Annotated in this window: 22 protein-coding genes; 2 read left to right on the top strand and 20 right to left on the bottom strand. The window is 68.9% G+C overall.

Going from position 1 to position 24,638, the window contains the following annotated elements; all coding sequences use genetic code 11:
* Window positions 1–231: 231 nt before the first annotated feature.
* The 4 genes from GD1_RS15420 to GD1_RS15405 form a co-directional block, all read right to left on the bottom strand.
* Entirely contained in the window at window positions 232–2,538 is a 2,307-nt protein-coding gene (locus GD1_RS15420) for a CocE/NonD family hydrolase (protein WP_059038025.1), read from the bottom strand.
* Between the two features lie 94 nt (window positions 2,539–2,632).
* The gene (locus tag GD1_RS15415; RefSeq protein WP_020791419.1) at window positions 2,633–3,268 is read right to left on the bottom strand and encodes a trimeric intracellular cation channel family protein; all 636 of its coding nucleotides are present in this window, start codon (window positions 3,266–3,268) and stop codon (window positions 2,633–2,635) included.
* A 116-nt stretch (window positions 3,269–3,384) separates the two neighbouring features.
* Window positions 3,385–3,558 carry a 50S ribosomal protein L32 gene (gene rpmF, locus GD1_RS15410; RefSeq protein WP_053776874.1) on the bottom strand — a complete coding sequence of 58 codons (174 nt, stop codon included), beginning with the start codon at window positions 3,556–3,558 and terminating at the stop codon, window positions 3,385–3,387.
* Between the two features lie 181 nt (window positions 3,559–3,739).
* Complete coding sequence (locus GD1_RS15405) at window positions 3,740–4,471, bottom strand: DUF4190 domain-containing protein (RefSeq protein ID WP_059038023.1); 732 nt, start codon at window positions 4,469–4,471, stop codon at window positions 3,740–3,742.
* Window positions 4,472–4,705: 234 nt separating this feature from the next.
* Here GD1_RS15405 and GD1_RS15400 point away from each other — a divergent pair, with 234 nt between their 5' ends.
* Window positions 4,706–5,638 (top strand): AEC family transporter, encoded by a 933-nt coding sequence (locus GD1_RS15400; RefSeq protein WP_059038021.1) that lies wholly within the window; start codon window positions 4,706–4,708, stop codon window positions 5,636–5,638.
* Between the two features lie 9 nt (window positions 5,639–5,647).
* Here GD1_RS15400 and GD1_RS15395 read toward each other — a convergent pair whose 3' ends face one another.
* The gene (locus GD1_RS15395; protein WP_053776875.1) at window positions 5,648–6,310 is read right to left on the bottom strand and encodes a DUF1707 SHOCT-like domain-containing protein; all 663 of its coding nucleotides are present in this window, start codon (window positions 6,308–6,310) and stop codon (window positions 5,648–5,650) included.
* Window positions 6,311–6,428: 118 nt separating this feature from the next.
* On the opposite strand from GD1_RS15395, the gene GD1_RS15390 reads away from it, so the two are divergent.
* Window positions 6,429–7,052, top strand: a complete 624-nt coding sequence (locus tag GD1_RS15390) for a hypothetical protein (protein WP_157079502.1) — start codon at window positions 6,429–6,431, stop codon at window positions 7,050–7,052.
* Window positions 7,053–7,082: 30 nt separating this feature from the next.
* Here the strand turns inward: GD1_RS15390 and GD1_RS15385 are convergent, their stop codons facing one another.
* The 15 genes from GD1_RS15385 to GD1_RS15305 form a co-directional block, all read right to left on the bottom strand.
* Complete coding sequence (locus tag GD1_RS15385; protein WP_059038017.1) at window positions 7,083–9,068, bottom strand: vWA domain-containing protein; 1,986 nt, start codon at window positions 9,066–9,068, stop codon at window positions 7,083–7,085.
* A gap of 23 nt (window positions 9,069–9,091) precedes the next feature.
* Window positions 9,092–10,552, bottom strand: a complete 1,461-nt coding sequence (locus tag GD1_RS15380; RefSeq protein WP_059038015.1) for a sigma 54-interacting transcriptional regulator — start codon at window positions 10,550–10,552, stop codon at window positions 9,092–9,094.
* Between the two features lie 24 nt (window positions 10,553–10,576).
* Window positions 10,577–11,206, bottom strand: coding sequence for a maleylpyruvate isomerase family mycothiol-dependent enzyme (locus GD1_RS15375; protein ID WP_059038012.1), 630 nt, complete (start codon window positions 11,204–11,206; stop codon window positions 10,577–10,579).
* Window positions 11,166–11,657, bottom strand: coding sequence for an SRPBCC family protein (locus GD1_RS15370; protein ID WP_020790709.1), 492 nt, complete (start codon window positions 11,655–11,657; stop codon window positions 11,166–11,168). Before GD1_RS15370 ends, GD1_RS15375 begins: the two co-directional genes overlap by 41 nt.
* Complete coding sequence (locus GD1_RS15365) at window positions 11,654–12,046, bottom strand: ArsR/SmtB family transcription factor (RefSeq protein ID WP_053776921.1); 393 nt, start codon at window positions 12,044–12,046, stop codon at window positions 11,654–11,656. Before GD1_RS15365 ends, GD1_RS15370 begins: the two co-directional genes overlap by 4 nt.
* A gap of 382 nt (window positions 12,047–12,428) precedes the next feature.
* The gene (locus GD1_RS15355; protein WP_059038008.1) at window positions 12,429–13,334 is read right to left on the bottom strand and encodes a TauD/TfdA dioxygenase family protein; all 906 of its coding nucleotides are present in this window, start codon (window positions 13,332–13,334) and stop codon (window positions 12,429–12,431) included.
* The gene (locus tag GD1_RS15350; RefSeq protein ID WP_059038006.1) at window positions 13,331–14,206 is read right to left on the bottom strand and encodes an ABC transporter ATP-binding protein; all 876 of its coding nucleotides are present in this window, start codon (window positions 14,204–14,206) and stop codon (window positions 13,331–13,333) included. The genes GD1_RS15355 and GD1_RS15350 overlap by 4 nt, the downstream gene beginning before the upstream one ends.
* Window positions 14,187–15,248 carry a taurine ABC transporter substrate-binding protein gene (locus tag GD1_RS15345; protein WP_059038003.1) on the bottom strand — a complete coding sequence of 354 codons (1,062 nt, stop codon included), beginning with the start codon at window positions 15,246–15,248 and terminating at the stop codon, window positions 14,187–14,189. Before GD1_RS15345 ends, GD1_RS15350 begins: the two co-directional genes overlap by 20 nt.
* 6 nt (window positions 15,249–15,254) lie before the next feature.
* On the bottom strand, window positions 15,255–16,124 hold the full coding sequence (locus tag GD1_RS15340) for an ABC transporter permease (protein WP_053776883.1): 870 nt from the start codon (window positions 16,122–16,124) through the stop codon (window positions 15,255–15,257).
* A 156-nt stretch (window positions 16,125–16,280) separates the two neighbouring features.
* Window positions 16,281–17,027 carry a sulfite exporter TauE/SafE family protein gene (locus tag GD1_RS15335; protein WP_059038001.1) on the bottom strand — a complete coding sequence of 249 codons (747 nt, stop codon included), beginning with the start codon at window positions 17,025–17,027 and terminating at the stop codon, window positions 16,281–16,283.
* 240 nt (window positions 17,028–17,267) lie between these two features.
* Window positions 17,268–18,872, bottom strand: coding sequence for a bifunctional phosphoribosylaminoimidazolecarboxamide formyltransferase/IMP cyclohydrolase (purH, locus tag GD1_RS15325; protein ID WP_059037997.1), 1,605 nt, complete (start codon window positions 18,870–18,872; stop codon window positions 17,268–17,270).
* The gene (gene purN / locus GD1_RS15320) at window positions 18,869–19,450 is read right to left on the bottom strand and encodes a phosphoribosylglycinamide formyltransferase (protein WP_059037995.1); all 582 of its coding nucleotides are present in this window, start codon (window positions 19,448–19,450) and stop codon (window positions 18,869–18,871) included. The genes purH and purN overlap by 4 nt, the downstream gene beginning before the upstream one ends.
* Window positions 19,451–19,514: 64 nt before the next feature.
* Window positions 19,515–21,098, bottom strand: coding sequence for a cell division protein PerM (locus GD1_RS15315; protein ID WP_059037993.1), 1,584 nt, complete (start codon window positions 21,096–21,098; stop codon window positions 19,515–19,517).
* Window positions 21,099–21,307: 209 nt separating this feature from the next.
* Entirely contained in the window at window positions 21,308–22,486 is a 1,179-nt protein-coding gene (locus tag GD1_RS15310; RefSeq protein ID WP_059037991.1) for a DUF5336 domain-containing protein, read from the bottom strand.
* Window positions 22,487–22,630: 144 nt separating this feature from the next.
* Window positions 22,631–24,637 carry an acetoacetate--CoA ligase gene (locus GD1_RS15305; RefSeq protein WP_059037989.1) on the bottom strand — a complete coding sequence of 669 codons (2,007 nt, stop codon included), beginning with the start codon at window positions 24,635–24,637 and terminating at the stop codon, window positions 22,631–22,633.
* Window position 24,638: the final 1 nt, after the last annotated feature.

The raw sequence follows: 24,638 nt of genomic DNA, 5'->3' as shown, positions 1-24,638 counted from the left end.
GCCGGCCGACAACACAAAGCGACCACCTCAGAGCGATCACCTCCCAACCACCGCTGACAGAGGTTTCGACAACCGGACGGCCTCGCTACGCGAGGACGACCTGCTCAACCACCAACGAGCAGCACGGGAGCGCAAGCGAAGGCCACCTGCTCAACCACCAACGAGCAGCACGAAACCCAAGCGACGACACCCGCTCGATCACCGATCAGACGCGATCACGGTGGCCGTTCGCTATCCCCCGTTGAACGCCGGCGTGTAGACCCGGCACGGCTGACCGCGCAGACCTTCGCAGGGCGCCGACGGGCTACCGGCCCGAAGTCCGGGCACCACCGGCAACACCAGTGACGACCCGCCCGGGCCCAGCGCCAGGGTGTCGACGATGCGGCCGCCGGTGGCCGGGGTGTCGAACCGCCACGACGTGCGGTCCCCACCGGGTGCGGTGACCGTGACCCGAATCCGCGATCCGGCGCGGAAGGTGTAGGCGATCGGTTCCAGGGAGATCCGTGCGGTGCTGAACCCGGAGGGAAGCGGTTGCGGCGAAAGCCAATCGCGCGCGGGGTGCAGCGCGGTGGCGGCATCGTCGGTGGCCCGCAACGACGCCCGCAGATAGCCGGTGGTGACCAGTTGCTCCCGACCGTCGGGCCGCACCTCGGAGACGGTGGCCTGTAGGTCGGTGTCGGGTGCCGACGACGCGAGCCGCAGGTCCAGACTCGCCGGACCGACCACCGTGGTGTCGGTTTGCTGTGGCGCACTGGTGAATCCGACGCCGGCCTGCCCGGGGATCGGCGCCCAGTCATAGGGTGGGCGGGCCTTCCACGGCAGCATCGACGGTCCGGTCACATCCAGCGTGCCGGCCGGTCGCGCCGACGGATCGGGACGGAAGGAGACCTCACCCGATCCGCCGGCGCCGCCCAGGGTTCCGCCGACCCCGAGCGCCAGGCGATGACCGTCACCCACCGAAGCCGGTGGCCACGACGAGAACCCGGCCGACCACGGGGCACTCATGTTGCCGGGCGGTACGGTGCCGGTGCCGTTGCCGTTGCCGAAGAACACCTGGATCCGCGGGTCCTGCGCGAACAGTGTCCGGGCACGGGAAAGCGACCCCGCATCGGGATGACGCGCGGTGACGATCGGCCGGCCCGGGGTGCCACTGGTGGCCTCGTAGAGCACCGGGCCGAGCGCGGTCAGTGCAGGTTTCGGGGTCGGGACACGGTGGGCGACAAAGATGTCGAGGAACTCGTTCCACGGTCCGAGGATCTGCGGATGGGTGGAGTCGAAGTGCGATCCGTTGATCATCTTGACCCACACGTTCGGATTGTGTGCCAGTCGCGGGATGATCGCGGTCCACTGCGGACCGGTCTGCTCGTCCTGCAGGGCGCCGGCGAGGTAGACCGGAACGGTGATCCGCGACGCCCACCAGGACGGTGACCGGTGGTCGTGCACCGACGGTGTGCGCGTGGGGTTGTCGGCGACGAGACGCTCGGCGTCGACCGACTGCAGCCGGAGTCGCTGGTTATCGGCGCAGATCCGGTCGCCGTCTGCGATCGCCACCCGCGGGTAGGGTTGGCCCCCGGCCGGTGCGGGTGCGGCGTCACGTTGCCGTTCGGCCAGCCACGTGTTTGCGAAGCCGGTGTTGAAGATCCCGCCGGGGAACCCGGTGGAGTAGAGATCGTCGGTGATGCTCATCGGGGCGATCGCCGCCAGGCTCGGCGGCCGCGTCCCGGCGACGGCGATCTGCGAGATCCCGGAGAACGAGATCCCCACCATGCCCACCTTGTGGTGGGCCACCCACGGCTGGCGCGCAACGGTCTCGACGACGTCATAGCCGTCGTAGGTGGTGGGCAGGTCGAAGAGGCCGAACGCCCCTCCGGAGCAGCCGCTGCCCCGCATCGCGACGTTCACCGTCGCGAAACCGGCAGTGGGACCGATGATCCCACCCAGCATGGTGCTGATGGCCGGCGAGCGTGGATCGGGTTGCCGCGCCAGTGATCCCAACGCCCCGAGCACGAAGTCACCGGGTGCGGCGATCTGGTAGCCGGAGTACTCGACGAGCGTCGGGAACGGGCCGTCGGCGAGGGTCTTGCCCACCGGCAGTCGCACCATCGCCGCCAGCGTGATGCCGTCACGCACCCGGATGTAGTTCATCCCGGGTCGCAGGGCCTGGCCGAATTGGGCTGTCGGTGGCGGCGCCTCGCCGAGTACCGCGAAGGAGTTGCCACTCCGGCCACCCACCTCGAAGCGGTAGCCGCCACCCGGAGCGAGCTCACGCACCAGGAACGAGCCGAGCCGGTCCACATGGCCGGCCCCGACCCGTGTCCCGGCGGCATCCCGCAGCACCACCGACGCCCCGGGCGTCGCCCCGGTCAGATACGCCTGGGTGACGCTGCCCGCGCCGCGTCCGACGCCGCTCGTCGTCGGCGCGGCGTCGGATACCGCGCTCGTGAGGACCCCGCCGGTGACCACCACGGCCAGGCTGCACAGCAGGATCGTCGCGCGCACGACGAGACGTTTGCCGACCGACCGATGACCCCGAGACATGTGTTCCCCCAGCACCCCGGCGACGTTACGACCATCAGGCCGTCACGGTATCGGTGAACCGGGGTTTTCACCGCGCTGATCGCAAGACCCGCGGTCACCGGGTCCAGCGTCGGGGCCAGGTCCGCGTCGGCGCTGTCGGCAACGTCCAGTGGAATGCCAGGCCCAGCAACCGGAGCCCGGTCGCCAGGATCACCGCCGCGACCACCCACCACGCATGCCATTGCGGTGCCAGTCTCTCCCCCGTCACGAACAGTGCCGAACCGAGCAGAGCGGGGATCGCATACAGGTCGGCCGGTTGCAGCAGCAGCGGGATCTCGTTGGCCAGGACGTCACGCAGGATGCCGCCGCCGATCGCGGTGAGCATGCCCACCAGCACCGCGGCGAAGGCACTGGCCCCGACATCGAGTGCGACCCCGGCACCCGTCGTCGCGAACAGTCCCATGCCGAATGCGTCCAGCACGAGGATCATCCGGCGGAGCTCACTGAACGCCGGATGGAAGAAGAACACCACAAGACTCGAGATGGCGGCGGTGCAGATCGGGGTCCAGTTGTCGATCGACGCCGGTGGTGTGATGCCCAGCAGCACATCCCGCAGGATGCCGCCGCCGACACCGGTCAGCACACCGACGGTGAGGATGCCCCACAGGTCGAAATCCTTGCGAACACCGAGGACGGCGCCCGACGCCGCGAACACCGCGATACCGGCGGTGTTGAGAACCTGCAGCAGCACCCACTCATCGTGTCAGACGAGGGTGCGCGGACCTGCCCCGGACACGACGAACGCCCCGGATGATTCCGGGGCGTTCGGCGTGAGTTCGCGAACCGGTCGTGGACCGGTCGGTCGGGTCAGCGACGATCGAGATCGATGACGCCGGCCTGGACGGCCTTGACGAGGCGACGCGGGATGCGCTGCGCAACGCCGTTGACCTTCACCTCCTGCAATGCCGGGTTGTCCGCCTTCCACTGCGAACGACGGCTGCGGGTGTTCGCCCGCGACATCCGGCGCTTCGGTACAGCCATGATCGTGCCCTTCTCTACGTGATCTTCACCAGAAGTCATCCACTCCGCGAGGGGGATGGTTCCAGCTGGTCGGCGCGCACGCAGCCAACCGGGCGCGTCACGCAACCCGACCAGACTACCTGGCGCGGCGCCGAGGATCCAAAACGGCCCGATCGTCGCCGGTGGACACCGACATCGACTGCTACAGATTGACCAGGTAACTGCCGGTCCCGACGATCAGGTAGACCAGTGCCACCACACCCAGCACCACCGAGATCGCACCGGTGATGATGCCGGCCATGGCCATCCCCGAGCCGCCTTCGCGGCCCTGCGATGCCTCGATCTCGGTGCGCGCCTTGATTCCCGTGACGAGCGCGACGATTCCCAGCGCCATCGGAACGAAGAACACCAGGGCGAAACAGCATCCCGCCACGCTGAAGACCACGCCGGCGATGCCGCAGATCATCGAGGCGGTGGCCTTGCTGTTGTTCGGCGGGCTGACCGGCGCACCGTATCCGGGCGTCCCATAACCGGGGGCGCCAAATCCGGGCGTGCCATAGCCGGGGGCACCATATCCGGGCGTGCCATAGCCGGGAGTCCCGTACTGCGCGTACGGGTCCTGCGCGTACTGACCCTGGGCATACGGGTCGCCCTGCGGCGGGGTCCCATACCCGGGCGGGGTCCCGTAGACGTTCGGGGTCTCCGGCTGGGCGCCGTAGGAGGGTGGCGGCAGCGGCGACTGCGGTGGAACGGGCGGAACCGGCGGCACGACGTTCGGTCCGAGCTGCGTCGGCTGGAACTCCGAGGCGTCACCGTATGCCGGTGGCGCCGGCTTCTTGACCAGATCGGGGGTCCCCGGATCGTTCGGGACCGGGTTGATCCTGGTGGGGTCCTCGGCCGGATCACCGGTCGGACCGTCATGGGGTGCGGACATGAGCCCTCCTGCTCGTCACGGCGTCCGGGACTTCTGTGCCGTCCTGGACCCTGCGGAGTCCTTGATCTCTGCGACGCGAGGCATCTCGCCGCCGACATCCGGGTCGCGGCCAGCCTAGCCAACCGGCCTGTGATCACCCCACACCTCGACGGCGCGGATCATTCGACCGACCGTCACCGCACGGACCCGGCCACGATTCGGACCGTGGTCCACCGGCGTCCTAGACTCTCCCGGGTGTCAGGCGTCATCTCCGGGTTCACCGTCATCTTCATCATGGTGGGCGTCGGGGTGGTCCTGGGCCGCACCGGCGCGCTCGGCGACCATGGACATGAGGTGCTCTCCCGGCTGGTGTTCTTCGTCTGCACCCCGGCACTGCTGATCTACTCGCTGATCACCACCGATCTGTCGGTGATCTTCTCGTCGACCCTGGTCATCGCCGGTGGAAGTGCCCTGGCGGTCGGCGCACTCTACTTCCTGATCGCCAAACTCGTGCTGCATCGCGAGACCCCCGAAGTGGTGATCGGCGCACTGTCGTCGTCGTATGTGAACAGCGTCAATCTCGGTCTGCCGATCGCGATCTTCGTACTCGACGACGCGTCGTTCATCGCCCCGCTGCTGCTGTTCCAGATCCTGATCTACTCACCGCTGGCGCTGGTCACCCTGGACAAGACCGCACTACAGCGCGGCGGCGGCAATCCGCTGCGCGACGCGGTGATCCTGCCGCTGACCAATCCGATCCTCATCGGCGGACTGGTCGGCATCGCGATCTCGGTGATCGGCTGGATGCCGCCGCAGGCCGTCCTCGAACCGCTCAAGATGCTCGGCAACGCCTCGGTGCCGGGAGCACTGCTGGCCTTCGGTATGTCGCTGACCGGTGTCGCGGTGTTCAAGAAGGGACAGAGTCCGCGCCGCGACATCGCCCTGGCGACGGTGCTCAAGATGATCGTGATGCCCGCACTCGTGTACGTGATCGCACGATGGGGTTTCGGCGAGGAAGGCCACAAACTGTTCGCGCAGGTCGTGATCGCGGCCCTGCCGACCGCACAGAACGTCCTGGTCTATGCGACGCGCTATCGGCGCGGCCAGGTCCTGGCCCGCGACACCGCGCTGATCACCACCCTCGCCTCGATCCCGGTGATCATGATCATCGCGTGGCTGCTGGCCTGACGGGCCGGCTCAGCTCCACCCCCACCGCTGCGCCCATCCGCCGACGCCGCGTTCCTTGCGCTTGACCTCCACGCCACCCATCACCGCGAACCCGGTGATGTGCACGGTGGGTGCACCCGGGGTGCCCGGGCCCGCGGCCTTGCCCCCGCCGAATCCGCCCATGATCGCGCCGCCGCCGATCTCCACGGCGACGTCGGGTGGTACGACGATGTCGATGCCGCCCATGATCGCCAGACACTGGATGGTCAGATGGGGTGCGGTGAACTCGACCTCACGCAGGTCGATCTCGACCCCGCCCAGGATCGCCGTCGCCGACAGATGTTCGGCGACGGGGACCGCGCCGGTGAGTTCGCTCCCGGACAGGATGGCCAGCCGACTGCGGATCGGTTCACGTCCGCTGCCCGACGACACCCGGCTCGGGTAGGGATCACCGGGCTGCGGCAGGGCCACCCCGAGCTGGGTGACCGGCAGGTCGTCGGTGAGGGTGTCGAGGTCACCGAAGGTCTTCGCCAGCACCGCTCGCCCCGACCGTTGCTCGTACTCCGCGGCCGTCAGGTGCCCGCCGGTCAGGGCTGCGGCCAGGATCTGTTGCACGAGTTCACGATCGGCGTCGGCGGCCCGCATCCGCGAATGGCCGTCGTCGGAGGCGGGGGGTTCGGGTGCGCTGGTCACGACAGTCAGGGTAGACGCGCGTGCCCGGCCGGGACATGAGTGAACACCCTGAGTCCCACCCTGATACCGGGGCGGGAGTTGTGGGGTGTTCGTCGTGGTTGTGTGCGACCATCGGCACATGGCTGGTGTGGGCAAGGTCCTGACGTGGCTCGGCGCTGCTCTCATGCTGATCTGCGTGGTGGTCGGGGTGATCCTGGCGGTCAACGGATTCGGCAAGGTCGCCGACCAGACCTCCCAGGCGTTCGCGATCAACGGCTCGGTCACCCGGCATCTCGACGCCGACACCGAGCTCACGCTCTACGCTCCCGGCACGGTCAGTGGCCCCTACTCCGATCCGCTGCCGACCTGCGCGGTGACCGGTCCGGGCGTCGAACGCGTGTCGACGATGCAGTCGGGCTCGTTCACCTTCGACAACACCACCGTCCGGTCCTTCGCCCAGTATCGGATCACCGCTGCCGGCGACTACGTGATCGACTGCGGCGACGGGTACGCCGTCGGTGCGCCGCCGTTGTCCCTGAGCGGCGTCTTCTCCGGGGTCGGCGGCGTCCTGCTCGCGGTGTTCGGTGGCGGGCTGGGTCTTCTGGTGACGATCGTCGGCATCATCCTGTGGGTGGTCGGACGCAACCGGCGCAACCGCGACCAGACCCCGCCGGCCGCCCCGCCCGGATATCCGCCGGGCTATCCGCCCACCGGTTACCCACCCACCGGGCAGCCACCCACCGGGCAACCGCCGGCCTGGTGACCGCCTGACCACCCCGACCGATCCGGGTGTTCAGCCGCGCCGGCGACCCCGGCGCGATCGCAGATAGTCCCCCACCACCGCGGCCCCCAGGCCGTCGACGTCGGGGGCGATCACCCGTCCGCCGATACGCCGGGCGATCTGATCCATGAAATGGGCCAGACCCGGGTCGTCGCCCAGCCGGAAGAACGTGACCTGTGCACCCAGCCGGGCGACGTGGTCGAGCTCGCGGACGGTCAGGGCGATGGTCTGCGGATGCGGCGGGTAGAAGAAGAACGGCTCGCCGCTGGGATCGAGGTGCGCGGTGGGTTCGCCGTCGGTGACCACCAGGACGACGGGCTGCGCGTTGGGGAACCGCCGAAGATGACGCTGCGCCAGCAACAGTGCGTGATGCAGGTTGGTGCCCTGCTCCATCCGGGGTTGCAGTCCGGTCAGTTCGGCGATGTCGATCGACCGCGCGTACCGGCCGAATGCGATGAGATGCAGTTCGTCGGTGCGGAATCGGGTGGAGATGAGGTGATTCAGCGCGATCGCGGTGCGCTTCATCGGCGTCCAGCGGCCCTCCATCTCCATCGAGAACGAGGTGTCGACGAGCAGCACCACCGCGGCCTGTGTGCGGGCCTCGGTCTCGGCGATCTCCACGTCCCGGACGTCGATCCGCACGCCGGGATGATCGCGTGAGGTCGGATGCCCTTCCGCCGCGGTCCGCAGCACCGCGTTGGCGACGGTGCGCGAGACATCCCACGGGTCGGTGTCGCCGTAGGCCCACTCCCGGGTCGACCCCGTCGGTTCACCGAGCAGCCCGGTGTTGCGGGTCTGCCGCTCCCCGCGCCCGGACATGTCCTCGGCGATGTCCTTGAAGATCGCCTGCCCGAGTTGCCGCATCGCCTTGGGACTCAACCGGAGTCGGCCGTCTGCGGTGCGGTCGAAGAATCCCTCCTCACGCAGCGCCTTCTCGAGTTCGACGAGGGTGCGGGCGTCCACGCCCGCCTGCTCCCCGAGCTGCCGTTCGAGCGCGTCGATGTCGATGTCGTCCATCTGGGCGCCCGCGTACTGCTGGGAGAGCTGTTCGGAGAGCGCCTCGAGGTCGGAGATGTCGCGCAGCGCCGCGGCACCCTCACCGAGTCCCATCGGCTGATCTCCGGAGAACTGCTGTCCGTCGTCCCATCCGAGGCCTGGACGTGCCTGCCGCAACGCCGAATCCATCTGCGCCAGTTGGTTCATCAGATCCGGTGAACCGAAGGCCTGCTGTGCCAGCTGATCGAGCTCGGCACGCTGCTCCGGGGTCAGCGAGTTGTAGAACTGCTGGGCGGCGGCCGCACGCTGGGCGAGTGAATCGATGAGTTCCTCGGTGCTGCGCGGATTCTCGGGGAAGAACTCGCCGTGGGAATCCATGAACTTCTCGAACTGCTCGGTGGTGTCCTCGCCGCGATTGTGGGCGTCGAGCAGTTCGTTGAGGTCGGCCAGCATCTCCGAGATGCGTTGGCGGTCGGCCTCGGTGGCACCCTCCAGTGCCTCCTTCATCCCGGCGAACCGCTGGTCGAGCAGTTCCCCGCCGAGGAGATCCTTGATCTTGTCGTAGTCGGCGGCGGCCTCCGGGCTGCGCCACCGGTACTCCGACAGCTCCTCGACGGCCTGCGCGGTGGACGGCGGGAGCGAGCCGATCTGCATCTCGGCGAACCGTGCGTCGTCGTCGAGATCACGCGCGAGTTGCTTGCGCTCGTTGAGGAGCGCACGGTCGAGCAGTTCGCGGATCTCGGCGAAGGTGCCGTCGAGGTTGCGGTTCTTCAGCAGTTCCTGCCGACGTCGGTTGACCTGCTCGCGCAGACGGTCGAGACCGGCGGTGCCGGCACTGCCGCGTCGGAGGAATTCCCGAAGTGCCCGTTGCGGACTCACCCCGGACATCACGTCGTCACCGATCTCGCTCAGCGCCTCCCGCAGATCCACCGGCGGCGCAAGCGGATCCGGTCCGCCGGTGTACCGCTGATAGCGGGATCGGTGAAAGTTCTTCTGCACCATGGGTGATGCCCCCTGGATCTGGATCAGCCGTAGATGGTCTGGCCGGACTCGTCGGCCTCTTTGCCGATCCGCCGGGCCAGGAACAGTCCTTCGAGCGCCAGCTCGACGGCACTGGCGCGTTCACCGTCGGAGGTCGCCTCCAGCCGCTCGGCGATCGCGTCGAGGACACCGGTCACGCCGTCGGGATCGGGCAGCGAGTCGAGGAATTCCGCGGCGGTCACCCGGTCTCCGGTGACCACCGGATCACCTTCCTCCAGCGCATGCACCAGGGCGGCCATGTCGATACCCCCGAGGTGGGCACGGACGGTGTCGGCCACCGACTTCCGCAACAGATGCTCGAGGATCTCCAGTTCGCGGCCCTCTTCGCCGGACTCGAACTCGATCTTGCCGCGCAGCACCTCGATGACCGACTCGAGGTCCACCACGCGGGCCACCGGGACATCCTCGCCGGTCACCGCGGAGCGGTGCAGCGCGGCGGCCGCGACGGTCTCGGCACCGGCGATGGAGAACCGGGCCGACACACCCGAACGCTGGTCGATCGACGGGTGGTCGCGGGCGTGGCGGGTGAACCGGGCGAGAATCTCGGTGATGAAGGTCGGCACCGTTGCGGTGAGGTCGGCCTCCTGCTCGATCACCTCGATCTCGTCGTCGAGTTCCAGCGGGTAGTGGGTGCGGATCTCCGCGCCGAAGCGGTCCTTGAGCGGGGTGATGATGCGGCCGCGGTTGGTGTAGTCCTCCGGGTTGGCGCTCGCCATCACCAGCACGTCCAGGGGCAGCCGCAGGGTGTAACCGCGGACCTGGATGTCGCGCTCCTCCATCACGTTGAGCATGGCGACCTGGATGCGCTCGGCCAGGTCGGGCAGTTCGTTGATGGCGACGATGCCGCGGTGGGCCCGCGGGATCAGACCGAAGTGAATGGTCTCGGGGTCACCGAGGCTACGACCCTCGGCGACCTTCATCGGATCGACGTCGCCGACGAGATCGGCGACCGAGGTGTCGGGGGTGGCCAGCTTCTCGCTGTAGCGCTCACTGCGGTGACGCCATTCGATCGGCAGGTCGTCGAGCAGGTTGGCGGCCTTGCGGATCGACGCGGGCGTGATCGGCTCGTAGGGGTGCTCGCCGAGGTCGGAGCCGGAGATCACCGGAGTCCACTCGTCGAGCAGACCCACCAGCGTGCGCAGGATGCGGGTCTTGCCCTGGCCACGTTCGCCCAGCATGACCACGTCATGCCCGGCGAGCAGCGCGCGTTCGAGCTGCGGGACCACCGTGGCCTCGAAGCCGACGATGCCCGGCCAGGGGTCGCGGCCCTCGCGCAGGGCGGTCAGCAGGTTGTTACGGATCTCGTCGCGCACGCTGCGCTGCACGTGGCCACTGGCACGCAGCTCACCCAACGTTCGCGGGGACGGATGACGGGTTTCGGTGGTTCCGATGGTGAAGTACTCTGCCACCCCGACCACGGTACTCCGTACTGTGGCGCGCGCCATGCCATCACGTCCCGGCCGGCGGTGTCATGCGGCCGGGCCACCCGGACCCCGCCACGACGGATCGCGTCCGATGAAGCCGACCAGGGCGGTGACCGGGTCGGCGTCGTCGGCGACGGGGACCGCGGGCCCGTACTGACCGGAGCTCCGCAGGACCTCGTCGATCGGCCGCATCCCGTCGAGCAGATGCGCGGCGAAGGCCATATCGAGATCGGCCGGGCGACCGGCTGCCGTGGCGAGATCCCATGTGTGCATGAAGACGTCGCTGGTGTAGAACCGGTCGATCGCATCGGCCAGGCGGAGGTCACCGACCATCGGATGGGAAAAGACGGACTGCGCGATCGGCTCGTCGAGCAGTGCCTGGATGTGTTCGGTGTGGGCTCGCCACGCGGCCGGCGGATCATCGAGCGCCGGCGCTGCGGGCACCTCGACACCACCGGCGGCGAGGAATCCGGTCATCCACCCCACCAGGTGTGCCACGACGTCGCGGGCCGCCCAGCCGTCGACCGGTGCCGGTCGATCCCAATCGTCCACCGCGTCGGCGACCGTGCCGAAGCCGGCGGCGATCACACGGTGCCGATCGGCTGCGGACAGGTCGATGAGTGCGGGCACCGGATCAGACCTCGCCGGCCTCGAGGATGCGGTCGAGGTGGGCATATCCCTCGTTCACACCGACCTCCATGCCGGAGGCGAGCCATCCGTCGCGGTCCTCGAAGGACTCACACAGCGACTGGGCGTGCAGACGGGTGGTGCCGTCGCCGAGATCCTCGAACCACAACTTCTCCAGCGACACCGCGTCGGGCATGCCCTCGAAGGTGAAGGTCTGCACGATCGTGTCGTCGGTGACGGTGTGGAAACACCCTCGGAATCCGTACTCGCCGTTGCCGTCGGTGGAGACGTATCGCCAGCTGCCGCCGTTGCGGACATCCCACTCGATCACCTTGCTGCTGATCGAGTCGGGGCCCACCCAGGACATGAACAGGTCGGGGTCGGTGTGGGCGCGCATCAGTTGTGCGGGGGTGGCCCGGAAGTCACGGGTGATGCGGATGATCGGGACCGTCGGATCGGCCTCGATGGCGGCCTGCGGGTAGCGCGTGGTGGGGCTCATGATGCTTCTCCTCGTGAGGTGGGTTCGTCTCGACGATGCGGCGGCGCGTCGTCGTTCATCTCCGCCAGCAGGGCGTCGAGACGCTGGTATCGCTCCTCGGCGCGCTTCTGGTACCGCTCGATCCACTTGGTCATGAGGTCGAACACCTCCGCTTCGAGGTGAACCGGGCGGGTCTGTGCCGAACGGGTGCGGGTCACCAGACCGGCGTCCTCGAGCACCTTGAGGTGCTTGGACACCGCCTGGAGGCTGACGTCGTAGGGGGCGGCGAGCTGACCGACCGTCGCATCGGAGACCGCGAGCCGGGCGACCATGTCGCGTCGCGTCGGGTCGGCGAGTGCGGCGAACACCTTGGACAGTCCGTCGTCCTCCACGTCATCCTCCTCAACCATTCGGTTGAATACGAGTGTGCGCCGGATCACGCATGTTGTCAACCCATTGGTTGAATACGGTCCGTGGGTGGATCGCGGAACGCCGGCAGCCGCAACCGATGACAGTGAAGGCGAAGGCGAAGCGTAAGGCGAAGGCGAAGGCGAAGGAATGCCCGGTCGACGAGATCGAGCGCCCACTCAACGAGAAGAAGCGCCCACTCAACGAGTTTCGGTGCCCACTCGAGTCGAGTGGGCACCGAATTCCGTTGACCGGGCGCCAGTTTCCGTTGACCGGGCACCAGATCCCGTTGACCGGGCGTCACATCCCGTTGACCGGGCGCTAGTTTCCGTTGACCGGGCGCTAGTTTCCGTTGACCGGGCGCCAGATTCCGTTGACCGGGCGTCAGCGAGGTCCGACGGGCGCGTCGCCACGCAGGGTGATGCGGTGCATCACGCGCCGATTGTCGCCGTAGTCGCGGTTGGCGTAGTGCAGGGTGTTGCGGTTGTCCCACAGCACCAGATCCCCCAGCCGCCACCGGTGCCGGACGATGTGCTCGGGCTTGGTGATGTGGGCGTACAGCAGATCCAGGATCGCCCGGCTCTCGGCGTCGGAGACCCCGTCGATGTGCGAGGTGAAACCGGGATTGACGAACAGCGCCTTGCGGCCGGTCTCCGGATGCACCCGCACCACCGGATGACTGACCGGCGCCAGCGCGGTGACTTCCTTTCCGTCCCAAAGATTTCCGTGACCGTCACGACGATGCTTGAGGTAGTAGCCGAACTCGCGGTTGCCGTCGTGGGTCGCGGTCAGCCCGTCGACGAGGTCACGTACCGGCGCCGAGAGCGACTCGTAGGCGAGCTCGGCGTCGGCCCAGTTGGTGTCACCGCCGTTGCGCGGCAAGACCACCGGACGCAGGATCGAGCCGGCCGGAGGTCGCGGCATGAACGTGACGTCGGTGTGCCAGACGTCGGCGAATCCGTTGTCGGCGCTGTCGAGCTCGTACACCTCGTCGGGCACGTCGCCGCTGTTCCACACCGGATGACCAAAGGTGAGATCGCCGAGACGGCGACCGAATTCGATGTGCGAGGCGTCGTCGAGCCGCTGGTCGCGCAGCACGATCACCTTGTGGTCGATCAGTGCCTGACGCAGCGCGCGGACCTCGTCGTCGGACGCCGAGGCGACGTCCACGCCGCGGATCTCGGCGCCGAATCGGGGTCCGAACTCGTCGATGTCGAACTCGACACCGGAGGTCACGGTTCCCCCGGCGGTCTGTGCGTGGGGCGTGCTCCGAACGTGAGTGGTGGTCATGATCTGGCTCCTCCTGCCGAAGTTCCTGCCACCGCAGCTTCTTTCACCGCGGTCGCGATCTGGGTGCGCAGCACGGTGTACTCGGGCGAGTCACGGACCTCGTCGGCGGTGACACCCATCCGCGGGATCGGCGAGGCGAGATCGAGGGCCACCGTTCCGGGCCGTGACGTCAACACGACGATCCGCGAGCCGAGGAAGGCCGCCTCTTCCGCGCTGTGGGTGACGAACACATTGATGCGGCCGAGATCGGCGCTGACCGACCGCACATCCTCCTGCAAGGTCTCTCGGGTGAGCGCATCCAATGCGGCGAACGGTTCGTCGAGCAGCAGCAGCGAGGTCTCGGCGGCGAGCGCCCGGGCGATGGCCACGCGCTGCTGCTGACCACCGGAGATCTCCCAGATGCGACGGTCGGCGGTGTCGGTGAGCCCGACCCGTGCCAGGAGTTCGTCTCGGCGGGCCGGGCGCTCCGACCTGGGCACCCGCGCATACTTCAACGCGAGGTCGATGTTGCCGCCGACGGTGCGCCACGGGAACAGACGTGGCTGCTGGAACACCACACCGGAGGTGACCCCCGGGACCGGGGCCGCTCCCCCGACCAGCACCTCACCGGCGGTCGGCGGCTCGAACCCTGCGATCAGCCGCAACAGCGTCGACTTGCCACAGCCCGACGCCCCGACCAGGACGAGGAACTCGCCCTCGGTGACGTCGAGGTCCACCGGTCCCACAGCGGTCACCGCCGAAGCCCCGGATCCGTACCTCTGCGAGACACCGGACAGTGAGATCGCTTTTCTCGCAGTTGTTTCCGGACGAGTGTCGCTCGCGGCCCCAGGGGTGGGGCCGGTGACCGCCGGGCTAGGACTGTTCGAGGACACCGGGCAATCCCTTCGTGTAGAGCGCGGCCTGGAAGGTCGACAGCGGCGGTGCCGACGGGATCTGCTGCTGGCCGGCGAGGAACACCGCTGCGCTGTGCAGGTTCTCGGCCAGGTTGCCGGGGTTGCCCTCGGTACCGAGCCAGGTGGGCGTGGCCAGTTCGGCCGGCGTCAGATAGGTTCCCTGCTTCAGCTGGTTGGCGGCGTCCTCCGGGGTGGTGCCCAACTGCGCTGCGATGGCCTCGGCGGCGGCCTGCGGATCGTCGTGGATCACAGTGAGCGCCCGCGCCTGCACCTTGCGCCAGGTGTCGACGACGTCGGGATGGGCGTTGGCGAAGTCGGTGGCGACCACACCGAGGTCCAGCGTCGGCTTTCCGTCAGTGGCGAGCTGTCGGCTGGTGATGAGAGTCTTTCCGTCCTTGCGCAATTCGTCCAGCGTGGGCAGCCAGGTGTAGACGGCGTCGACGTCGCCACGCTGCCAGGCGGCCAGCGAGGCCTGCGGCTGCAGGTCGATGATGTCGACGTCGGCGGGCTTGACCCCGGCCTGCTCGAGTGCGGCGAGCAGACTGTAGTGCGCGGTCGAGGCGAAGGCGGTGGCCACCCGCTTGCCCTTGAGGTCGGCGACGGTGTCGATGCCGGTGCCGTTACGGGCGACGAGCGCTTCGTTGTCGCCGGCGACGTCGAGGACGAAGGCCACCTGGTACGGGATGTTCAGCGGCTGTGAGAGGCCACGTGCCACCGGGCTGGATCCGATTGCGCCGAAGTCGATCTGCTTGGCGACGAAGGCGGTGTTGACGTCGGCGCCGGAGTCGAACTTGGTCCACTTGATGTTGTAGTCCGGGAGTGCCTCCTCGAGCCACCGGTTGTTCTTGACGATCAGGTCGCCACTCGGAAAGGACTGGTAGGCAAGGCGGATCGTCGGCTTCCCGGAGTCCGCGCCGGACTTGTCCACCGAGCAGCCCACCAGGGTGAGCAGGACCGCGGTGACGGCGGCGACGAGTGCGGCCACCGTACGCAGCGGGGATCGTCGGAGTTGAGATGTCATGAGAGGTCAGGCCTTTCCGCGCCAGGGCACCGTGCGGTGCTCGATCACCCGGAGTACGGCGTCGATGATCAGACCGGACAGTCCGATCAGGGCGATTCCGACGAGTACCACGGGGGTGTTGTTGTAATTGCTTGCGTCCTTGACGACACCGCCGATACCGGGGATGCCGTTGAAGAGTTCGGCGGCGACCACCGATGAGTATGCGATGCCCACCGACAACCGGATTCCGGTGAAGGTCTCCGGCAGGGCGGCCGGGACGACGACGTCGGTGATCACCTCACGACGGGAGGCGCCCAGTGCGCGTGCCGCCTCGACCAGGGCCACCGGCGCCGCGCCGACCGCTGCCGTCGTCGCCACCGCCGCGGGCGGCAACGCTGCCAGGGCCAGCAGGGTCACCTTGGGTGCCTCGTCGATGCCGAGCCAGATGACCAGGAGGAAGAAGTACGCCAGGGGCGGAAGTGCCCGCAGGAAGGTCAGCCAGGGTTCGAGCAGCCGGCGGACCCACGGGATGGACCCCATGACCAGACCCAGGAGCACACCGGCGGCGACGCCGATCACCACACCGAGCAGTACTCGGCGCAATGTCATGTACAGGTGTTCCCACCAGTAGTAGCCGGCGTAGCCGATCACGCCGTCGTGGGTGGTCGACATGTCCACGAAGGCCTGCCACACGGTGCCGAGGCGCGGGACGAAGGTCTCGGTCCACACTCCGCTGATGGCGATCAGTTGCCACACGACCAGGAACAGCACCAGCGACAGCAGCGGGAGGCCCACCTGAAGTGCGATGGTGCGCCACCGCGACCGGGTGTCGGTCTTCTCCGCACCCGGTTGCCCGCCGCGTTCCTCGTCGGCGGTGATGTCTACGAACAAAGTCACCAGGCATGTCTATTCGCGATGGTGCATCGGCAACAGGGTTTACATCTCGGTGAGGAAATATCGTCCTACGGCTGCGATGATGTCCGAATTCTGGGTGGCCGATTCCGGGTGGCCTGATTCTGGGCGGCAACCGCGGCAGTCGGGTGAGCCGGCGGGTCAGCCCCGGATACCCAGCCAGAGCGCCAGACCCAGTCCCCCGATTCCGACGGCGATCCGCAGCGGCTCGGCGGGAAGACGTTTCACGGCAGGTGGTCCGCACCAGCCGCCGACGAGGCAGCCGATCGCCATCGCGAGGGCGGCCACCCAGTGCACGTGACCGGAGAAGGCGAAGCCGATGGCGGCCACGAGATTCGCCACGCCCAGGAACAGTGATTTCAAGAGGGCTGCGCGCCACAGCGGTTCACTGGTGACGACGAGGGCGAGGGCCAAGAGCACGATTCCGGCGCCGGCGCCGAAGTAGCCGCCGTAGATCGAGATGATGCCCAGGCCGATGTACCAGATCCAGGGCCGGTCAGCATGTTTCGAGGCGATCCGACGCAGCCGGGGTTGGGCGAGCAGCGCCACCGACGCCAGGGCGACGAGGTACGGCACGATGATCCGGAACGAGTCGGGTGGCGCGAGGATCAGCACGAGGGCCCCGATGGTGCCGCCGATCAGGGCGGCGACGACGCCGATTCCGAGCCGACGCCGGTCGCCGTCGAGCAACACACGCCCCGATTGGCTCATACTGCCGACGCCCACCGACACCAGTGCGACGGTGTTGGTGATGTTGGCGGAGATGGGACTCAGCCCGACGGCGAGCAGGGCGGGATAGCTGACCAGGGAGGCCATGCCGGTGACATAGCCGATGAGGCCCGCACCGAAGCCCGCGAGGATGAGCAGTGCGAACTGCAGAATGGTCACCGGCGACGCCCGTCACGCCCAGTCAACGCGGACGAGCGCCCAGTCAACGCGATCGAGGGCCCAGTCAACGCGGACGAGCGCCCGGTCAACGAGATCGAGCGCCCAGTCAACGAGATCGAACGCCCGGTCAACGCGATTAGGCGCCCAGTCAACGAGATTAGGCGCCCGGTCAACGGGATCGGGGGCACGGTGAAGAGAATCGGGCGCCCGATGAACGTGTTCGGGCGCCCGATCAACGGATCAGTGGGCGAAGTGCCGGGCACCGGTGAGGTACAGGGTGATGCCCGCCTCCGACGCCGCCTCGATCACCTCGGTGTCGCGGATCGAACCGCCGGGCTGCACCACCGCGGTGACGCCACCGGCGATGAGCACCTCCAGGCCGTCCGGGAACGGGAAGAAGGCATCCGAGGCCGCGGCACTGCCGGCCGCACGCTCACCGGCGCGGTTGACGGCCAGGTGAGCGGAGTCGACGCGGTTGACCTGCCCCATACCGACGCCCACCGAGGCACCGTCCTTGGCCAGCAGGATCGCATTGGACTTCACCGAACGGCAAGCACGCCAAGCGAACTCGAGATCGGCGAGGACCTCCGGGGTGGCCGGGGCGCCGGAAACCAGCGTCCAGTTGGCCGGGTCGTCGCCGGCGGCGTCGAGCACGTCGCGCTGCTGCATCAGCAGTCCGCCGGAGATGGGTCGGGTCTCGATCCCGGCGCGCTGCGGCGGCACGGCCCGCAGGATGCGGATGTTCTTCTTGCGCTGCAACACCGACAGCGCACCGTCGGCGAAACCGGGGGCGATGATGACCTCGGTGAAGATCTCGGCGACCTGTTCGGCCATCTCGACGGTGATCTCCCGGTTGGCCGCGATCACGCCGCCGTAGGCGCTGACCGGATCGCAGGCATGTGCCTTGCGGTGGGCCTCACCGATGTCGGCGCCCACCGCGATGCCACACGGGTTGGCGTGCTTGATGATCGCGACGGCCGGCTGGTCGAAGTCGTGTGCGCTGCGCCAGGCGGCGTCGGAGTCGGTGTAGTTGTTGTAGCTCATCTCCTTGCCGTGCAGCTGCTCGGCGGAGGCCAGACCGTGGTAGTCGGAGTTGGAGAGGTACAGCGCCGCCGACTGGTGCGGGTTCTCGCCGTAGCGCAGCACCGTCGAGCGCGACCAGGTGGCACCGGCCCACTCCGGGAAACGCGAGTTGTCGGGCTCGTGCTTGCCCTCGGCGTCGGCGACCGGCGGGGCCACCACGCTCGACATCCACGAGGCGACCGCCACGTCGTAGTCGGCGGTGTGCCGGAATGCCTTGGCGGCCAACTGCTGTCGCTCGGCCAGGCTGAACCCGCCGCCGGCGAGGGCCGCGGTCACGGCGTCGTAGTCACCGGGGTTGGTCACCACCGCGACGGACGGGTGGTTCTTGGCGGCACCGCGCACCATCGACGGGCCACCGATGTCGATCTGCTCGATGCACTCGTCCGGGGTGGCGCCCGAGGCGACGGTCTGGGTGAACGGGTACAGGTTGACCACGACGAGATCGAACGGCGCCACACCGAGTTCGGCGAGCTGGGCGACGTGCGAGTCCTTGCGGCTGTCGGCGAGGATGCCGGCGTGCACCTTGGGGTGCAGGGTCTTGACCCGGCCGTCCAGGCATTCGGGGAAGCCGGTCAGCTCCGACACCTCGATCACCGGAACACCTTCGGCGGCAATGGTCTTGGCGGTGGAGCCGGTGGAGACGATCTCCACGCCGGCATCCTTGAGGGCCTTCGCCAGATCCGCGAGCCCACTCTTGTCGTAGACGCTGACCAGCGCGCGGCGGATGGGGCGGCGGGTCGCGTCAGTGCTCGGTGCGTTCACGGAATGTAGGCCTTTCGTCCGTCGATGACAACTCCTCGGGTGACAAGATCGGTCACCACGTCGGCGAGCAGCACGCGCTCCACCGACTTGATGCGTTCGTGCAGCGATTCCTCGGTGTCGTCCACCTCGACCGGTACCGCGGTCTGCGCGAGTACCGGACCGGTGTCGACCCCGGAATCCACCAGATGCACGGTGGTGCCGGTCAGTTTGACGCCATAGGCGAGTGCGTCGGCGACGCCGTGGGCGCCGGGGAACGCCGGCAACAGGGCCGGGTGCGAGTTGACGATCCGGCCGGCGAAACGGCCCAGGAATCGGTCCCCGAGGATCTTCATGAACCCCGCGGTCACCACCCAGTCGGGGGCGAGCGCGGCCACGTGGTCGCGCAGTGCGGTGTCCCAGGCGTCCCGGTCGGCGTGGTCGCGGAGCTTGCACACGACCAGGGGGATGCCGCGTTCGGCGGCGATCTCACCGGCGCGGCAGTCACGGTCGACGACGATCGCGGTGACCGCGAACGGCGACTGCGGTTCGTCCGCCCGCGCCAGCAACGCTTCCAGGAGTGACCCGGTACCCGAGGCCATCACGACGACCGATGCGCGCGCGGCGGCGCTCGATGCGGATGACGGGGGGTTCACGGCATAGAGCCTAGTGGGCGGCGGTGTCCCGGGACGCGTCGGGGCCCGCGCCGCGCCCGGCGGGGTCGTGGTGCCCGTCGATCCGGTCGGCAGACCCTGCCTCGGCATCGCCGGCGAGGCCACCGGCGTCGTCGGCGGCAGACGTCGCGTAGTCGCCGCGGGTGTCGTACCCGTCCCCGGACTCGGCGTCCCCGTATTCGTGATCCTCGTATTCGTGATCCCCGAAACCGTCGACGTCGAGCTGGTCGTCGTCGTAGTCGGTGTCGGTGGAGTCGTGGTCGGTGTCGTCGTAGTCGGTGGACTCGGTGTCGTCGTCATCGAGGATCTCGTCGAAGCCGGCGTCGGTCTCGGTCGACGTGGCCACCGCACCGGACCTGCCCCGTCCCGGCCGGCCGGCCCCTGTGCGGCCGGACCGCAGCCACGGCAACACGTTGTGGACCAGCGCGACGATCACGCCGGCGACGACGATCCACCCGATGGTGAACACCCCGGCGGTGGCGATGGTGATCCCGACACCGCCGACCTCACCGAGCCGGCCACCGGAGAGCTGTCCGAGGACCACGATGATCGTGGCGGCCACCGCGGCGGTCACGGCCAGGCTGCGGGCGTAGACGGCCAGATCGGTCGACCGGCACCGCCAGGCGACGCCGACGGCGATCACGGCGGGAACGGCCAGCCCGATCGGCGCCCAGGCGACGACGTCGGCGGGCAGGATCGCCAGGGCGGGCAGCGGCGGTACCGCCCCGCCGCGGGCCGCGAACAGATCCACCGACACCGCGCCGAGGTGGGCCTCGGAACCGACCAGGACGGCTGCGGCTCCGATCATGAGGTTCGGCAGGTAGAGGATGGACAGCACGGTGAGGCCGAGGTAGCCGTCGAAGTCGTAGCCGTCGCCGATCATCTCCCCCACCGACGTCCAGGCGAGGAGCAGGCGCAGCAGGACGAGGATGCCGCCCGCGGCGAACAGGGCGAGCGCGGCGACCACGCCGTAGCGGATGCCGCGGCGATCGCCATCTGTGAGCCGGGCGTCGACGAGGTCACGATTGGCGAGCAGTACGCCGATCGGGGCGGCGACGACGTGGACGAGCAGGGTCTGCCCGAAGGCGCCGAGCGCGTTGGGACTCTGGATCGGCATCACCGACGATCCGTCCATCACCACGGCGAGGCAGATCGCGGTGGTCAGCAGCGGACCGGCCACGGCTGCGACGATGACGGTGAGCCGTTCGGTGCCGTGCCGGGTGCGGCTCGCCGACCCGGCGATCAGCGCGGTCCCGGCGGCGACGAGCAGGGTGGGCAGGATCGGCAGGACCCCGATGGTGACACCGCCGAAGGTGATCGGGACCTGGTGCACCGCAAGCCAGCACGCGGCGACCGCCGACGGCACCGCCGACAGCGCGCCCCCGGCCATCAGCTGTACGGCCAGGATGATCAGCACCGCCACCGACACGGTGATCAGCGGGACGCCGAAGGCGATGAGGATCAGTTCACGCGCGCCACGTTCGGGTCGGCCACCGTGTTCACGGCGAGCCCGACGCGCCTCACGGAGTCGGGTCGCGAGGCTGTCGGCGGCGGAGACTGATCTGATCGTGGGCATCGGGTCGAGCGTGACACGTGGGACTCCTGAGGTCACACCGACGCGCCGGTCCGAACCCAGAAAGCGACCAATCGCACCGAATGTCCGATATGGTCCCGGTCCGCATCCCGGGGTTCGGCCCATCACATGCCCCGGCCCCGGACCGCACGTGGCGGGTCCGGGGCCGAGGTGATCGATCTGTGGCGCGCGGGGTCAACCGGCGCGCGTGGTCAGCTGCCGGCCTGGGGCGGTTCCGGCTTCTTGAACACCGCGGTGGCACCCTCGGCACCCGGCACGCCCTCGGCACCGGCCTGCGGACTCGCCGCTGCGCCCGGCGTCTCGGGGGTCGACGGGGTGTCCGACGCGGACGTGGATCCGGACGGCGCGGCGTGCTGGGCCTGCCCGTAGCCGGCGTAGGACGACGGGTCATAGGTCGGAGCGGCACCCGGCTGCGAGCCATAGCCCGCGGCCCCGGCGGCCGACGAGCCCGCACCGTAGGTCGAACCGGCCCCATAGGACCCGTAGGACGAGGCCCCATAGGACGACTCACTGCCATAGGACGGGGCCGCACCGTAGGTGGTCGCGGCGTCGGCCGACGGCAGCGCAGCGGTGCCCGGGGTGGAGGTCACACCGGGGGTGGAGGCGACGCCCGCAGCGGCTGCGGTGGCCGGGGTCGCGGCGGCGGATCCGGCGGCGGTCTCGACGCCCGCGGTCTTGAGGACACCCAGGTCGATCAGCAGCCATGCGATCGCGAGCAGGAAGTTCAGGATCGACAGCACGAGCAGGATGATGGCGCCCGCCCCGTGGCTCAGTTCGACTCCGAACTGGCTGGAGGTGTCGGCGCCCGCGTAGGTGAGGATGGTCAGGAGCATGCCCGCGGTGGCACCGGCGGCGACCAGCGGCGCCACCCGGAATCCCTTGATCAGGGCGGTGAAGGCGAGTGCCGCGACGAGCACGACGACGCCGTAGGCGCCGGCGAGGTCGCTCGAGAGCAGCCGGATCGACTCGGACCCGCGCCCGGTGTCGACCGTCCAGCCCGCGGCGAATCCGCAGAACAGCACCACCAGGCCGAGGACACCGATGGTGCCGGCCAGCGCCGGTGCGACGATCGGGGGGACCCCGGCGAACGGCTGCTTGGGTGCGGCTGCGGGCTGGCCGTAGCCGTAGCCCTGCTGGGCCCCGTACCCCTGCTGGCCCGGCGCCTGCTGGCCGTAATCCTGCTGGCCGTAGCCCTGCTGACCGTAGGGCTGCTGACCCGCGGCCTGCTGCCCGTACGATTCCTGCCCGTATCCGGGCTGCGACCCGTACGACTGGTCGCCGTATCCCTGCTGGCCGTACCCCTGCTGGCCGTAGTTCTGCCCCGACTCGGGCTGCTGCCCGTAGCCCGGTCCTCCGGATTGATAGGTCATCTGATTTCTCCAGACTGATCCGATTGTCGGACTCATGCGATGTCTCACGCCCCCGGGCGCACTGCCGACCACGCTAATACATCTGCCGAGTCCGTCACAGGGACCGACCGGCCGGCGAGCGCTCACCTCCGACGACGCCGCAGGTCACCATCGGTGTTCGGCACCTCGCTGCGAGTACCACCCGATCAGGGCCGGGTCGTCGATCGACCGCGGATCGATGTCGACGGGACGTCCGGCCAGGATCGAGGTCACCGGCACCTCCAGCTTCTTGCCGGTGCGCGTGTGCGGGATTCCCGGGGCCGCGATCACCTCGTCGGGTACGTGCCGGGGCGACAGTCGTGTCCGGATCTCGCGGGCGATCCGGGCGGTGAGTTCGTCGTCGACCTCGGCCGTGCCGACGAGTGTGACGAACAGCGGCATCCAGTAGGCACCGTCGGGTCCGTCGACGCCGAGCACGAAGGCCTCGGCGATCTCGTCGATCCCCTCGACGACCTCGTAGATGTCGGCCGAGCCCATCCGGATCCCGTTGCGGTTCAACGTGGCATCGCTGCGGCCATGGATCACCAGGGAGCCCCGGTCGGTCACCGTCACCCAGTCGCCGTGCCGCCACACAGGCGTACGACCGGCCCCGTCCCCGGTCCAATGATGGTCGAAATAGGCTGCGCGATAACGCACTCCGTCGTCGTCCTGCCAGAATCCCACCGGCATGGACGGCATCGGTGCGGTGATCACCATCTCGCCCACCTCCCCGATCAGCGGGGTGGTGTCGGGCGCCCAGCTCTCCAGTGCCACACCGAGATAGCGCACCGAGAGTTCTCCGGCCACCACCGGCACCCCCACCGATCCGCCGGCGAACGCGGTGACGACGTCGGTACCACCGCTGATCGACGAGACCGGCAGTCCCGGTGCCACCGTGGTGTCGATCCAGTCGAACAGGTCACCGGCGAGCGAGGATCCGGTGCTGCCGATGGTGCGCAGTGCCGACAGGTCGTGGTCACGTCCGGGAACCAGGCCCGCCTTGCGGGACGCCTGGAGCTGGCCCGGACTGGTCCCGAACCAGGTGACCTTCTCGTCGGCGACGACGCGCCAGAGCCGGTCGGCGTCGGGGTGGAGCGCAGAACCGCTGTAGCAGACGATGGTCGACCCGCACAGCAGTCCGGCGATCTGATAGTTCCACATCATCCAGCTCAGTGCGGTCTGCCAGAAGAAGACGTCACCGGCGTCGAGGTCGGCGTGCAGTCCGGCCGCCTTGAGGTGTTCGAGTACCACCCCGCCGTGTCCGTGCACGATTCCCTTGGGCCGGCCGGTGGTCCCCGAACTGAACAGCACCCACAGCGGATGGTCGAAGTCCACCGGCACCGGTGCCACCGGCGCACGTCCCGGCGCCACCGCGTCGTGGTAGGAGAGCACCCGGGCGATACCCGCGGGCTGCCGGGTGGGATCGCCGACGACGATGTGTCCGACCAGACCGGGCAGCGACGCGGCGAGTTCGGCGCTGTCGGCGCATTTGTCGATGTCCTTACCGTTGTACCGGTAGCCGTCGGCGGTGACCAGGACCTTGGGCGCCAGTTGCGCGAGCCGGCCGGCCGCCCCGGCCGGTGCATAGTCCTGGCCGCATCCCGACCAGATCGCCCCGAGCGACGCCGCCCCCAGGAATGCGACGACCGCCTCGCCGATGTCGGGCAGGTAGCCGGCGACCACGTCGCCCTCGGTCACCCCCAGTTCGCGGAGGGTGGCGGCGAAGGCGCCGACCAGACCCGGCAGCGCCCGCCAGGTGATCTCGGTGCGCACCCCGTCCTCGTCGACGCCGATGATCGCCGGACGGTCGGCGGTTGCATCGGCACCGGCCGCGTGGCCGTGCCGCAGGATCGCGTCGACGTAGTTGAGGCGGACACCGGGGAACCACCGCGCCCCGGGCATCTGTGCCGACGCCAGCACCGCGTCGTCGCCGTCGGCGAGCGGCCCGGCGATCGCGTCGAGATCGAAGAACTGCCAGACCGCACGCCAGAACCGGGCCGGATGGGTCACCGACCACGTCCACAGCTCGTCGTAGCCGTCGGTGGTGACACCGAAATCCTCTGCCACGCGGTCGCCGAACGCATCCATCTGCGTCCGCCGCGACGGCGTCGTCGAACCGGTCTCACCGCTCATC

The sequence above is a fragment of the Gordonia desulfuricans NBRC 100010 genome (assembly GCF_001485495.1).
GTDB lineage: Bacteria > Actinomycetota > Actinomycetes > Mycobacteriales > Mycobacteriaceae > Gordonia > Gordonia desulfuricans.
This window is presented reverse-complemented; position numbering and strand designations above follow the sequence as displayed.

Bases quoted from the DNA above. Each gene is read 5' to 3' on its own strand.
- GD1_RS15420 (WP_059038025.1), bottom strand. From the start codon at position 2,538: ATGTCTCGGGGTCATCGGTCGGTCGGCAAACGTCTCGTCGTGCGCGCG.
- rpmF (WP_053776874.1), bottom strand. From the start codon at position 3,558: ATGGCTGTACCGAAGCGCCGGATGTCGCGGGCGAACACCCGCAGCCGT.
- GD1_RS15405 (WP_059038023.1), bottom strand. From the start codon at position 4,471: ATGTCCGCACCCCATGACGGTCCGACCGGTGATCCGGCCGAGGACCCC.
- GD1_RS15390 (WP_157079502.1), top strand. From the start codon at position 6,429: ATGGCTGGTGTGGGCAAGGTCCTGACGTGGCTCGGCGCTGCTCTCATG.
- GD1_RS15385 (WP_059038017.1), bottom strand. From the start codon at position 9,068: ATGGTGCAGAAGAACTTTCACCGATCCCGCTATCAGCGGTACACCGGC.
- GD1_RS15380 (WP_059038015.1), bottom strand. From the start codon at position 10,552: ATGGCGCGCGCCACAGTACGGAGTACCGTGGTCGGGGTGGCAGAGTAC.
- GD1_RS15375 (WP_059038012.1), bottom strand. From the start codon at position 11,206: ATGCCCACCTCGACCGCATCCTCGAGGCCGGCGAGGTCTGATCCGGTG.
- GD1_RS15370 (WP_020790709.1), bottom strand. From the start codon at position 11,657: ATGAGCCCCACCACGCGCTACCCGCAGGCCGCCATCGAGGCCGATCCG.
- GD1_RS15365 (WP_053776921.1), bottom strand. From the start codon at position 12,046: ATGGTTGAGGAGGATGACGTGGAGGACGACGGACTGTCCAAGGTGTTC.
- GD1_RS15355 (WP_059038008.1), bottom strand. From the start codon at position 13,334: ATGACCACCACTCACGTTCGGAGCACGCCCCACGCACAGACCGCCGGG.
- GD1_RS15345 (WP_059038003.1), bottom strand. From the start codon at position 15,248: ATGACATCTCAACTCCGACGATCCCCGCTGCGTACGGTGGCCGCACTC.
- purN (WP_059037995.1), bottom strand. From the start codon at position 19,450: ATGGCCTCGGGTACCGGGTCACTCCTGGAAGCGTTGCTGGCGCGGGCG.
- GD1_RS15315 (WP_059037993.1), bottom strand. From the start codon at position 21,098: ATGCCCACGATCAGATCAGTCTCCGCCGCCGACAGCCTCGCGACCCGA.
- GD1_RS15310 (WP_059037991.1), bottom strand. From the start codon at position 22,486: ATGACCTATCAATCCGGAGGACCGGGCTACGGGCAGCAGCCCGAGTCG.
- GD1_RS15305 (WP_059037989.1), bottom strand. From the start codon at position 24,637: ATGAGCGGTGAGACCGGTTCGACGACGCCGTCGCGGCGGACGCAGATG.